The sequence below is a fragment of the Kandleria sp. genome (assembly GCF_017934775.1).
GTDB lineage: Bacteria > Bacillota_I > Bacilli_A > Erysipelotrichales > Coprobacillaceae > Kandleria > Kandleria vitulina.
Genome location: NZ_JAGBIX010000052.1, coordinates 19,570 through 31,078 on the forward strand (window position 1 = coordinate 19,570; position 11,509 = coordinate 31,078).

Annotated in this window: 15 protein-coding genes; all 15 read right to left on the reverse strand. The window is 35.3% G+C overall.

The genetic code is table 11. From position 1 onward, the window contains the following. Positions 1-50: 50 nt before the first annotated feature. Positions 51-2,138, reverse strand: a complete 2,088-nt coding sequence (gene topA / locus J6L95_RS05625; RefSeq protein WP_287458440.1) for a type I DNA topoisomerase — start codon at positions 2,136-2,138, stop codon at positions 51-53. 57 nt (positions 2,139-2,195) lie between these two features. Further along, complete coding sequence (gene dprA / locus J6L95_RS05630; protein WP_074624297.1) at positions 2,196-2,954, reverse strand: DNA-processing protein DprA; 759 nt, start codon at positions 2,952-2,954, stop codon at positions 2,196-2,198. Positions 2,955-2,969: 15 nt separating this feature from the next. Further along, the gene (locus J6L95_RS05635) at positions 2,970-3,329 is read right to left on the reverse strand and encodes a hypothetical protein (RefSeq protein ID WP_074686171.1); all 360 of its coding nucleotides are present in this window, start codon (positions 3,327-3,329) and stop codon (positions 2,970-2,972) included. A gap of 76 nt (positions 3,330-3,405) precedes the next feature. Then, positions 3,406-4,260 carry an undecaprenyl-diphosphate phosphatase gene (locus J6L95_RS05640; RefSeq protein WP_287458441.1) on the reverse strand — a complete coding sequence of 285 codons (855 nt, stop codon included), beginning with the start codon at positions 4,258-4,260 and terminating at the stop codon, positions 3,406-3,408. A gap of 48 nt (positions 4,261-4,308) precedes the next feature. Beyond that, complete coding sequence (gene rnhB / locus J6L95_RS05645; RefSeq protein ID WP_051550614.1) at positions 4,309-4,950, reverse strand: ribonuclease HII; 642 nt, start codon at positions 4,948-4,950, stop codon at positions 4,309-4,311. Further along, positions 4,943-5,800 (reverse strand): ribosome biogenesis GTPase YlqF, encoded by an 858-nt coding sequence (gene ylqF / locus J6L95_RS05650; protein WP_031588937.1) that lies wholly within the window; start codon positions 5,798-5,800, stop codon positions 4,943-4,945. Before ylqF ends, rnhB begins: the two co-directional genes overlap by 8 nt. 1 nt (position 5,801) lies before the next feature. Then, complete coding sequence (gene lepB, locus J6L95_RS05655; RefSeq protein WP_029070665.1) at positions 5,802-6,317, reverse strand: signal peptidase I; 516 nt, start codon at positions 6,315-6,317, stop codon at positions 5,802-5,804. Positions 6,318-6,376: 59 nt separating this feature from the next. Further along, a complete protein-coding gene (gene rplS / locus J6L95_RS05660; protein ID WP_081345351.1) occupies positions 6,377-6,727 on the reverse strand; it encodes a 50S ribosomal protein L19 in 351 nt (116 codons plus the stop codon). Positions 6,728-6,839: 112 nt separating this feature from the next. Continuing rightward, positions 6,840-7,559: a tRNA (guanosine(37)-N1)-methyltransferase TrmD gene (gene trmD, locus J6L95_RS05665; protein WP_029070667.1), complete on the reverse strand. Its 720-nt coding sequence runs from the start codon at positions 7,557-7,559 to the stop codon at positions 6,840-6,842. After that, positions 7,549-8,058 (reverse strand): ribosome maturation factor RimM, encoded by a 510-nt coding sequence (gene rimM, locus J6L95_RS05670; RefSeq protein ID WP_029070668.1) that lies wholly within the window; start codon positions 8,056-8,058, stop codon positions 7,549-7,551. Before rimM ends, trmD begins: the two co-directional genes overlap by 11 nt. Positions 8,059-8,153: 95 nt before the next feature. Next, complete coding sequence (locus J6L95_RS05675; RefSeq protein ID WP_029070669.1) at positions 8,154-8,408, reverse strand: KH domain-containing protein; 255 nt, start codon at positions 8,406-8,408, stop codon at positions 8,154-8,156. Positions 8,409-8,410: 2 nt separating this feature from the next. Then, positions 8,411-8,683 (reverse strand): 30S ribosomal protein S16, encoded by a 273-nt coding sequence (gene rpsP / locus J6L95_RS05680; protein WP_029070670.1) that lies wholly within the window; start codon positions 8,681-8,683, stop codon positions 8,411-8,413. Positions 8,684-8,781: 98 nt separating this feature from the next. Next, positions 8,782-10,179: a signal recognition particle protein gene (ffh, locus tag J6L95_RS05685; protein ID WP_029070671.1), complete on the reverse strand. Its 1,398-nt coding sequence runs from the start codon at positions 10,177-10,179 to the stop codon at positions 8,782-8,784. Positions 10,180-10,189: 10 nt separating this feature from the next. Further along, the gene (gene ylxM / locus J6L95_RS05690) at positions 10,190-10,519 is read right to left on the reverse strand and encodes a YlxM family DNA-binding protein (protein WP_029070672.1); all 330 of its coding nucleotides are present in this window, start codon (positions 10,517-10,519) and stop codon (positions 10,190-10,192) included. A 5-nt stretch (positions 10,520-10,524) separates the two neighbouring features. Further along, on the reverse strand, positions 10,525-11,505 hold the full coding sequence (gene ftsY, locus J6L95_RS05695; RefSeq protein WP_029070673.1) for a signal recognition particle-docking protein FtsY: 981 nt from the start codon (positions 11,503-11,505) through the stop codon (positions 10,525-10,527). Between the last annotated feature and the right edge of the window lie 4 nt (positions 11,506-11,509).

Genomic DNA, 11,509 nt, shown 5'->3' on the forward strand with positions numbered 1-11,509 from the left:
GTCTTCATATTATCATGAAAAAATAGAAAAATGAACTGCAAAGCAGTCCATTATTCGTCAGTTTTCTTTGTATCTTTAATAATTGTCTTACACTTAGGATAGTTAGAACAAGCCTTAAATTCCCCAAATCGTCCTCGCTTAATGACAATCGGACTTCCACAGTTAGGACATTTTTCTCCTGTTTCCTTAGGTTCCTGTCCTTTAATGTGCTTGCACTTTGGATAATTTGAGCACGCTTCAAACATACCATAGCGTCCTCTCTTATAGACCATAGGGCTACCACACTTAGGACATGTTTCCCCAGTTGGTTCTCCGGTCTTGTCATTTTCATCCTTCTTGATGTATTTACATTCAGGGAAATTTGAACAAGCTACAAATTCTCCATAGCGTCCTTTACGTACGACAAGATCTCCACCACATTCAGGACATTTTTCTCCTGTTTTCTTTGGTTCAATCTTTTCCATGCCATCATATGCTTTTTCTAGAAGTGGTTCAAACTTTTCTTCGAACTTAGAGATCGCATTGACATAGGTATCCTTTCCGTTCGCAATTTCATCCAAGGCATTTTCCATGTAAGCTGTGTATTCTACATTGATGATAGAATCAAAATATTCAAGCAGTTTCTTATTAGTAAGAATGCCTGATTCAGTAGGAATGAATGACTTATTGTCAATCTGTACATAGTCTCTTGTCACGATAGTATCAATGATTGAGGCGTATGTAGATGGACGACCAATTCCTAATTCTTCAAGTTCTTTAATCAGCTTCGCTTCAGTATAGCGTGCTGGTGGTTTAGTGAAATGCTGCTGTTTATCAATATCAGTTGAAGTTAATACTTCCTCTTCTTTTAAAGCTGGCAATACTTCATTGCTTGCTTTTTCATATTGACCATAGACTCTTAAGTAACCATCAAACTTCATTACGCTTCCTGATGCATTGAATTTGTAGTCATTATTATCAAGAACAATTGAAGTCGCATCCATTTTTGCTGGTGCCATAAGTGATGCCATAGCACGTGCGTATATTAATGAATAAAGCTTAAACTGTTCAGCACTTAAATATTCCTTAACACTCTCAGGTGTTCTCTTGATGCTAGTTGGACGAATCCCTTCATGGGCATCCTGAACATTTTCAGTCTTCTTAGAAACCTTAGCACGACCAACGTACTCTTTACCATATTTTTCTGTAATATAGTCTTTTGCTTCTGCCACAAACTCGGGTGCTAAACGAATGGAGTCCGTTCTCATGTAGGTAATAAGACCGACAGTATCTTCTCCTAAATCAATACCTTCATAAAGCTTCTGAGCAATGGACATTGTACGCTTTGCCTTGAAGTTAAGTTTAGAAGAGGCTTCCTGCTGTAATGTAGAAGTAATGAATGGCGCTTTAGAATTTCTCTTCTTAACGCTCTTCTTTAATGATTCAACAGTAAAATCTTTTGACAATGAATCAAAGATCTTCTGTGCTTCTTCTCCATTCTTGATTTCACATTTCTTAGTCTTATGTTTTGTAAGCTGAGCTTCAAATTTTGTATGATCTTTTTCAAAAGACGCTGTGATATTCCAATATTCTTCTGGTACGAACGCCTTGATTTCTTCTTCTTTTTCACAGATTAATCTTAATGCTACTGACTGTACACGTCCTGCTGATTTCGATTTGATCTTTCTTTGTAATAATTTAGAAAGCTTAAAACCGATGATACGATCTAGAACACGTCTTGTTTCCTGAGATTTTACAAGATTCTGATCAATCTTTCTTGGATGTTCCAATGCCTGTGTAATTGCATTTTTAGTAACCTCATGGAATTCAATACGGTTATTTTGATCCATATCAATATCAAGAACCTGTGCCAAATGCCAAGAAATCGCTTCTCCCTCACGATCGGGATCGGTTGCGAGATAGACATAGTCAGCATCTTTTACATATTTCTTTAATTCTTTCACTACATCTTTTTTCCCTCTACTAATAGAGTAGTTAGGAGCATAATCATTTTCTAGATCAATACCAAGACCGCCTTTTCCTGTCGTTGCTAGATCTCTAATATGCCCTTTAGAAGATGTAACAATGAAATCTTCCCCTAAATATTTAGCAATAGTTTTTGATTTAGATGGTGATTCCACAATGACGAGATTTTTCATGTGTATCGCCTCCTTACGCTTTCCTATTATTAAACATTTAACAAATATTTGTCAACATTAATATAGCTCTTCAATAATATCTTCACCTTTCAAAACAATCTTTGCACCTTGTGCAATAAGCTCATTGCAGCCCTGTGGATCATCTATTCTTCCTGGTACTGCCAATACATCTTTTCCCTGTTCTAACGCAAATCCTACCGTAATCATCGTACCGCTTTTTCGATGTGCTTCCATGACAACCACTTTTGAAGAAAGGCCGGATATCAATCTGTTTCTTTTTGGAAAACAATCTTTTCTTGGCATCATATCTAATGGATATTCAGAGATGACAAGTTCATTTTCTTTCATCTGACGATACATCTCTTCATGTTTTTTAGGATAGCAATAATCAATCCCACTGCCAAGAACAGCACAGGTACGAAGATGATTCCTCATCGCTTCACGATGACACTCTCCATCAATGCCAATGGCCATTCCTGAAATGATAGTGATCTCTTCATGAGATAGCTGATTAATCAATGTTTGTGTCGCTTTTCTCCCATAACAAGAAGGATGACGGGTACCGATCATGCCGATACATTTCTTATTAAGTATCTTTAAATCTCCATAATAAAACAATACAAAAGGTGGACAGGTAATCTCTTTAAGCTGATCAGGATAATCTTCACTGATAATAGTCGTGTACTTGCTTTTTACCTTTGAAAGCATCCTCTTCTTATCTTCCTCTTCCACATATTCCTTTTCTTCTAAAGCTTTTAAAATAAGATCAAAATCTCCGTTGTACTTTAATGCAAAATAAACAAGTATTTCTTCCATATGTCATTTTTACCATCACTCATCTTTATAAGAAAGCTCTTTTATAAACATTCTTTGTTTCTTTGGCGTTAACAATAAACCAATAAGGCTTGCCCCAATAATCATGTAAGATAATTGATCGTTAGTAGAAACAACATAGATATGTTCTCCATTATTATTCCATAAAGAAAAAGAACATGATTTGATAGCCTTGATCATTTTCACATTCTTCTTTTCTCTTATTTCTTTAGCTAGATTATCAATGTAGACATAGTCTTTTTCTGATAAAGGATAGACCAAGAAATAACGCATACATATGTAATAATAGTTTCTTTTCTTATAATAGATAACGAATTCTTTATTGTCTAATATTTTAAGATAAAGTAGACAACTCATGGTGTAACCTCCTATTATCTTTATTCATAAAAAGAGGCCTTTTTTCTCATAAAAAAACTGATCTTGATAGATCAGTTTAATGTGTAGTGATAACACCCATAACTCCTAGTAGCAACACAAGAATACCAAGAATGATACGATACCATCCGAAGACCTTGAAGTCATGTTTTTTGATATAGGCCATCAAGAACTTGATGATCACCATTGATACCGCAAATGATACAACACATCCAATAATTAAAGTAATAAGCTGTGTTGAAGTGAAGGCAAAACCGAATTTTACCATCTTTAATAGACTTGCACCAAACATGACTGGAATAGCAAGGAAGAATGTAAATTCTGCTGCTACTGTTCTTGATACACCAATCATTAAAGCTCCGACAATAGTCGCACCTGAACGAGATGTACCAGGAAAGATTGCGGCAATAAGCTGGAACATACCAATAAGGAAAGCTGTTTTCCCATTGATTGCTTTTAAAGAACGAACACGCGGTTTCATATCTTTATTTTTATTTTCTACAACGATGAAAGCAACACCAAATACAATTAATGCGATTGAGACGCATAGTGGGTTATAGAACCATTTTTCAAATAGTTCATCGAAGAGAATACCAACAATGGCAGCTGGTACACAGGCTACAAGGATCTTTAGCCATAGGTCGATGATTTCAAAATCAACATAGCGCTTGATACCTTCTTCTTCCTGTTTATTTCTAAATGGCCAAATTTCATTCCAGAAAATAACGACAACGGCCATGATTGCTCCTAACTGGATCACCACTTCAAACATGCTGTAGAAGTCTGCTCCGAGCATTTTTTTCATATTAAGAAATGATTCAAGAATAATCAGATGACCTGTTGAACTTACTGGTAGCCATTCTGTAATTCCTTCTACAATTCCAAAGAATAGGCTTAATAAATATGTAATCATATGCTTTCTCCTTATAAATGATATGTTTACTATACCACTTCTTTAACATTAATCAACATCATTAAAATCAAATAAAGATAATTGTTCATTAAGTACTTCTTGAACTGGCGCAAAAGATTTTCTGTGAATTGGTGTAACCCCATATTTTCTAAGTGCCTCTTTATGTGCTTTTGTGACATATCCTTTATGCTTTTCAAAGCCGTATTCTGGATATTTTTTTCCATATTCTTTCATTAGTCGATCTCTTGTCACTTTGGCTAAAATGCTTGCTGCAGCAATCGATTGTGACTTGCTGTCGCCTTTGACAATTGCTTCATGTGGAAGCTCATTTCCTAATGGCATAGCATCTGTCAATGCGAAATCAGGTTTCTTGTCAATGCTTCTGATAATGCGTAGCATCCCTTCTTTTGAAGCCTGATAGACATTAAGTGAATCAACTTCTTCTACATCAATTATTTCTATTTTATAAGCTAAAGCATTTTCTATGATAATATCAAATAATGCTTCTCTTTTCTTTTCTGTTAATTTTTTTGAATCATTAATGCGTTCATCATAGTAATCTTCTGGAAAAATGACACCTCCAACAACAAGAGGTCCAGCCATTGGACCTCTTCCTGCTTCATCTAATCCTATGATTGTATGGTAGCCTAATGTTCTTGCTTTCTTTTCAAATTCAAGTCTTTCACACATTTGGTCTTTCCCATGATACAGATCCAAAAGCACCATCAAATAAATCCTTAAAGAATAGATCCATGACTCTTTCGTAATCTGTTTCTCCTCTCACTTTCTTAAGATGTCTCACTTTAGCAATCTGTTCAAATACTGGAAGTACCCAGTCTTCCTGTTCATCAAATGATAAATCATAACGCTCTTTAAGAGCTGATGGATAGTACTTATTTAAATATGAGATTGCATAGATGAATAGATCATCTCGAGGAAGAATATCTAATTTGATTGAACCAATCAACGCTACGTTCTTGGCAATCTGTTCATCTGTATATTTTGGAGCTAATACGCCCGGTGTATCAAAGAGTTCAAAATCTTTGTCCACCCTGATGATCTGCTGTGCCTTAGTGACACCTGGTCTATTGCCGGTGACAGCTGCTTTTCTTTTAGCGAGCTGATTGATAAATGTAGATTTCCCTACATTAGGCACACCGATCACCATTGCACGAATAGCTCTTGGCTTTAAGCCTCTGCTTCGTTCTTTTTCCATTTTTTCACGAAGTACCAGCTTACATTTATTGATAATCTTTTTATATTCATTAAAGCTTTTTAGATTGACTGTCATTGCTTCGTAGCCTTGTTTCTTAAAAGCATCAATCCACAATTCAGTCACCTGATTGTCTGCTAAATCTTTTTTCGTCATAACAATCAGTCTTGGCTTGTTTTTAATAATACGATCAAATGTCCTATTCTTTGAAGAATATGGTGCTCTAGCGTCTACAAGTTCAATAACAATATCAATAAGTTTGATCTTGCTTTCAATTTCTCGTTCTGCTTTCGCCATATGACCAGGATACCATTGTATTTGTGCCATATTACTCAGTCCTTCCCATTTTATTGAATGGATAAAGTATAATTCCACCTCTTGCCTTAAAATCTTTTATTGTAAAAGTACCTAAAGCACGAGAATCTACAGAGTTAAGTCGATTATCACCTAACACATAGTATTCTCCCTTTTTAAGAGTGACTTTAAAATTATTAGTAAAAAGTGGACTTTCCATTTCTCTTTTCTTTTGTTCCTTAAAACTTTGATCTAAGAACGTTTCCTTCACATATTTCCCATTGACATAGAGTTTATCGTTCTTATATTCAATTGTTTCTCCAGGTAAGCCAATAACCCTTTTAATAATTGTCTCTTTCAGTGTTTCAGAGCTTAAAACAACTATATCAAAACGTTTAATGACACTAAAATCTCTAGACATAATCGCAAATTCTCCATCCTGTAATGTGGATTCCATCGATGTCCCGCTGACAGTCACGGGCAACAAACAGGATCTCACCAGTACTACAAGGGCAAGAACCGCAATTACTGCTATAACTTTCTTTTTCATTAATAAACCTCTACTTTCAAAGAGAAAAAAAGAATGGAGGATATCTCCCCCATTCTTTCTTATTTACGTAATTCTTTAATTCTAGCTGCTTTACCAGATAAGTTACGTAAGTAATGTAATTTAGCTCTACGTACTTTACCGATCTTAGCTACTTCAATATGATCAATAATTGGTGAATGAATTGGGAATACTCTTTCTACACCTACACCGTAAGAAATTTTTCTAACAGTGAATGTTTCACCAATACCTTTACCTTTTTTTGCGATACAAACACCTTCAAATAACTGAACACGTGATTTGTTACCTTCCTGAATAGTTACGAATACTTTTAAAGTATCACCAGGTTTGAAAGTTGGAATATCACTTCTTAACTGGTTTTTTGTGATCTGATCTACTAACTGCATGTTCATGATCAATTTTCCTCCTATTATATCAATTGTAGTCTTGGAAGTTCATGATGTATCATCAGCGGAGCTTCTGTGTCATACGACTTAGGTATAATAACATCTTTTATCACGGATATCAATAATTTTCTTTTATTTCTTCCAGTAATTTTAATTCTTCTTCTGTAAATGTTCTACCTTCCAATAAATCAGGTCTTCTGATCATTGTACGTCTTAATGATTCCTTTAATCTCCACTTGCGAATATTTTCATGATGACCAGAAAGCAGTACCTCTGGAACACGTGTTCCATCATATTCTGCAGGATGCGTATACTGTGGATACTCTAATAGCCCATTGGAGAATGAATCATCTTCATGGCTGGATTGTCTGATTGCCCCATGCAATAATCTAATAATCGCATCACTTATGACCATGCTAGAAAGTTCTCCACCAGTAAGAACATAATCACCGATGGATACTTCCATATCCACATAGTCCCTGATTCTTTCATCGAATCCTTCATAATGACCGCAAATAAAGATAATATGTTTTTCATTTGAAAGATCTACAGCCATCTTCTGAGAAAATGTCTGTCCCTGTGGGGACATAAGAATGACTAGTGAATCATCGGTTGTGATCGTTTTAAGACAATCAAGCAAAGGCTGGCACATCAGTACCATACCCTGACCTCCGCCATATGGTGTATCGTCAACACTTTTATGTCGATCTAAAGCAAATTCACGGAAATCATGAATTTCTACTTCTACTACACCTTTTTCTATAGCTCTTTTAATAATGGATGTATGAAGGAAACCTTCAAACATCTCTGGGAACAAGGATAGAATATCAATCTTCATTGATAAATCCCTCAATCAATTCTACATCAATTCTTTTGTTTTCTACGTCTTTATTTTTAATAAAGGCATCTACATAAGGAATCATAATATCTTTTCCATTATGATTGACCACAAGAAGATCTTGTACTCCCTGATTATAGAAGTCACTGACTGTACCGATAAGTACACCCTTATCGTAGACTTCACAATCAATAAGGTCACTTGCCCAGATTTCATCATCTTCTAATGTGATATCTTCCTTATTGGCATATAACATGAGACCTTTGTATTTTTCTACGAGATTGATATCTCTCATATCGACAAATGAAATCATATCAAATCCTTTATGTACACGATGAGAATCTATCTCAAATGAAAGTGTTTCTCCGTGATACTGAAGAAAGACATGTGCACCTTTCGCAAAACGTTCATCTGGGAAATCAGTCATGGCTTTTACCTTAAGTTCTCCCTTAATACCGAACGTATTGACAATCTTACCAACTTTTACTTTGTTTTCCATATCGTTACACCTCGTTATCTTTATGATATACAAATTTTTAGAAAATGAAAATGACTTTTCCTATTAATAAAAAATAGGATGTGTAAATACGCATCCTATTCTTCACCATAAGATTCAAATTTGATATCCAGATGCTTATTGTTTAATCGTCCAGCAACAGACATCATTCTACGAATAGAATTAGCCATTACACCTTTACGACCAATAAGTTTTGAAATATCATTGTGATCAGCATAAACATAAAGAACAATTGTGTCTTCATCTAATGAAGGCATTTCTCTGACTTCAAGATGATCTTTGTTATTGACTAACTCAACACAGATATCTTGTAATGTTTTTACATAATCCATAATTATTTTGCCTTTTTAGATTCAGCGAATTCTTTAATGATTCCTTCTCTAGATAAGATGTTCTTAACTGTATCAGAAGGCTGAGCACCATTTCCTAACCAAGCTAAAACGTTTTCTCTCTTGATAGTTACTTTAGCTGGGTTCTGTCTTGGATCATATGTTCCTAATTCTTCGATGAATCTACCATCTCTAGGCATTCTAGAGTCAGCTGCTACGATTCTATAGAAAGGAGATTTCTTACGTCCCATTCTTTTTAATCTTAATTTTACTGCCATGTATATTTCCTCCGTAAACTAATTTTTATTTTTATGACTCAATCATAATAACATATAAAAATGAAGTGTCAAGTACTTTTACTTAACACTTTCATTTTTTATCTCTTTTTCTTCTTTTTATGACGTACTTTCTTACGGTTAGGGTTTGGATTATAACCGCCATTATGCTGTGGTTTTTGTGTTGGCATACCTGTCATAGGATCAATATTAGAGAACTGCTTCATCATCTTTTTAGCCTGTTCAAACTGTTTTAATAGTCTATTGACATCTGCAACAGTCTTCCCAGCCCCTTTTGCAATTCTTTCTCTTCTTCTCATATTGATGATTTCTGGATGCTGACGTTCCTGCATTGTCATTGAGTAGATCAATGATTCAGTTTCTTTTAATCTCGCATTAGAATCTTCATCAGAGAATTTAGGTAATTTAGGCATACCTGGTACCATCTTTAATAAGCCAGAAAGTGGACCTAATTTTTTAAGCTGGTGCATCTGATCTAACATATCGTTAAGATCAAATGTTCCTGATTTCATCTTGTTGAAAGCTTTCATGCTTTCTTTTTCATCATAGACATCCTGAACCTTTTCTACTAAGGAAACAACATCCCCCATACCTAAGATTCTTTCTGCCATACGATCAGGGTAGAATAATTCAATCTGATCTAATTTTTCACCAGTACCGATATACTTGATTGGTACATGAGTTAAATAACGAATAGAGATAGCTCCCCCACCACGAGAGTCACCATCTAATTTTGTAAGAACTGCACCGGTAATGCCAAGCTGTTCATTGAAGCTTGATGCCACATTGGCAATTTCCTGACCTGCCAATGAATCGACAACCAATAGGATTTCATCAGGATTAGCAATACCCTTTAATTCTTTAAGTTCTTCCATTAGTTTCTGATCAATCTGAAGACGACCAGCAGTATCGATCAAGATGACATCATTGCCATCAGCTTCCGCTTTAGCTAAAGCGTTCTTTACAATCTGTTGTGCAGATACATCCACACCTTCACTATATACTGGAACATCTACCTGTTCACCAATAGTCTTTAACTGTTCTACAGCGGCTGGACGATAAATATCAGCAGCAACCAATAATGGTTTCTTATGATTCTTTTCTTTAATATACTTAGCAATCTTACCAGTTGTAGTTGTTTTACCTGAACCCTGAAGACCTACCATCATTACAATTGTAGGCTTCTTAGAGAAATCTACAGTAGAAACATCTGTACCAAGTAATTCTACTAATTCATCATGGACAATCTTAACAACAACCTGTCCTGGCTTTAATGAGCCAAGAACATCCTGTCCTAATGCTTTTTCCTTTGTATTTTTAATAAAGTCTTTAACGACTGTAAAGTTGACATCTGCTTCAAGTAACGCTAAACGTATTTCACGAAGCATCTCGTCCATATTTTCTTCTGTTAATCGATCTTGACCTCTGACCTTTTTCAAGGTTTCAGAAAGTCTATCCGTTAAGGATTCAAAAGCCATAATTAACCTCCTAGATTCTTCTCAGCATTTCAAGATATTCTTCTATCTCGTCACAATCTTTTGTACTTTCCTGCTCGATTTTATCTATAAGCGCCATGCGTTCTTTATGCTTTTCAAGCAGCTGAAGCTTTTCTTCATAACGCTCCATGCTCTTTAAAGCTCTTCTTAGATTATCATAAACTGCATTTCTTGATACACCTAGATCATCCGCAATTTCTGATAGCGAAAGATCTTCTTCATAATAAAGTTCAAGATATTCCTTCTGCTTATCCGTCAGCATCTCTTTATAACAATCCATCAATAGAATCACATGTTCTTTTTTTTCTAATAAGTCTTCCACGAAAATCATTCCCCCATAAGATCATGACATAATCCGTAGATATACTGTTCTAGATCAAATTCCTGAAGATCATTCATAGATTCTCCAAGTCCGATGAACTTCACTGGAATATTTAAGCTATCTTTAATAGAAAGCACAATACCACCTTTAGCAGTTCCATCCATCTTTGTTAAAACGATACCTGTGATATCAGTAATTTTCGCAAACTCTTCGGCCTGATTGACACCATTTTGTCCAGTTGTCGCATCAATGACAAGAAGTGTTTCATGAGGACCTTCTGGAATTGTCTTCTTGATGATACGATTCATCTTCTCAAGTTCTTTCATTAATCCTACTTTATTTTGAAGACGTCCTGCTGTATCACAGATCAATACGTCAACCCCAGCTTCTTTAGCCTGTTTTACACCATCAAAGATAACGGAAGAAGGATCTCCACCTTCTTTTCCCTTGATACAAGTAATACCAAGTCTATTGGCCCATACATCAAGCTGATCAATAGCACCTGCTCTAAATGTATCTCCAGCAGCCACCATGACGCTCTTGCCTTCTTCTTTCATCTTATGAGCAAGCTTAGCAATCGTTGTTGTCTTACCAGCTCCATTGACACCTACCATCAAGATGACAGTTGGTCCCTCTTTGGCATAATTGATCTTTGTGGTCATATAAGAATCATTTGCATAGATCACGAACATCTTATCTACGATGATATCATTGATCATTTTTGGATCCTTAATATTTTCAATTCTTACTTCTTTCTTGATTTCATCAACAATGGTCATAACCATGTTGACGCCAACATCACTCATGATAAGGATGTTTTCTAATTCTTCAAAATAATCATCATCGATTTCACGATAACGTGCTGCCAATGAATTAATTTTATCTGAAAAAGAAGTTGATGATTTATCAAGACCAGCTACATATTTCTCATTCTGTTTTGTAGACTTTCCTACAAAAGTCTCTTTAATCTTGCTGAATAATCCCATAAAA

Bases quoted from the DNA above. Each gene is read 5' to 3' on its own strand.
- topA (WP_287458440.1), bottom strand. From the start codon at position 2,138: ATGAAAAATCTCGTCATTGTGGAATCACCATCTAAATCAAAAACTATT.
- dprA (WP_074624297.1), bottom strand. From the start codon at position 2,954: ATGGAAGAAATACTTGTTTATTTTGCATTAAAGTACAACGGAGATTTT.
- J6L95_RS05635 (WP_074686171.1), bottom strand. From the start codon at position 3,329: ATGAGTTGTCTACTTTATCTTAAAATATTAGACAATAAAGAATTCGTT.
- J6L95_RS05640 (WP_287458441.1), bottom strand. From the start codon at position 4,260: ATGATTACATATTTATTAAGCCTATTCTTTGGAATTGTAGAAGGAATT.
- rnhB (WP_051550614.1), bottom strand. From the start codon at position 4,950: ATGTGTGAAAGACTTGAATTTGAAAAGAAAGCAAGAACATTAGGCTAC.
- ylqF (WP_031588937.1), bottom strand. From the start codon at position 5,800: ATGGCACAAATACAATGGTATCCTGGTCATATGGCGAAAGCAGAACGA.
- lepB (WP_029070665.1), bottom strand. From the start codon at position 6,317: ATGAAAAAGAAAGTTATAGCAGTAATTGCGGTTCTTGCCCTTGTAGTA.
- rplS (WP_081345351.1), bottom strand. From the start codon at position 6,727: ATGAACATGCAGTTAGTAGATCAGATCACAAAAAACCAGTTAAGAAGT.
- trmD (WP_029070667.1), bottom strand. From the start codon at position 7,559: ATGAAGATTGATATTCTATCCTTGTTCCCAGAGATGTTTGAAGGTTTC.
- rimM (WP_029070668.1), bottom strand. From the start codon at position 8,058: ATGGAAAACAAAGTAAAAGTTGGTAAGATTGTCAATACGTTCGGTATT.
- J6L95_RS05675 (WP_029070669.1), bottom strand. From the start codon at position 8,408: ATGGATTATGTAAAAACATTACAAGATATCTGTGTTGAGTTAGTCAAT.
- rpsP (WP_029070670.1), bottom strand. From the start codon at position 8,683: ATGGCAGTAAAATTAAGATTAAAAAGAATGGGACGTAAGAAATCTCCT.
- ffh (WP_029070671.1), bottom strand. From the start codon at position 10,179: ATGGCTTTTGAATCCTTAACGGATAGACTTTCTGAAACCTTGAAAAAG.
- ftsY (WP_029070673.1), bottom strand. From the start codon at position 11,505: ATGGGATTATTCAGCAAGATTAAAGAGACTTTTGTAGGAAAGTCTACA.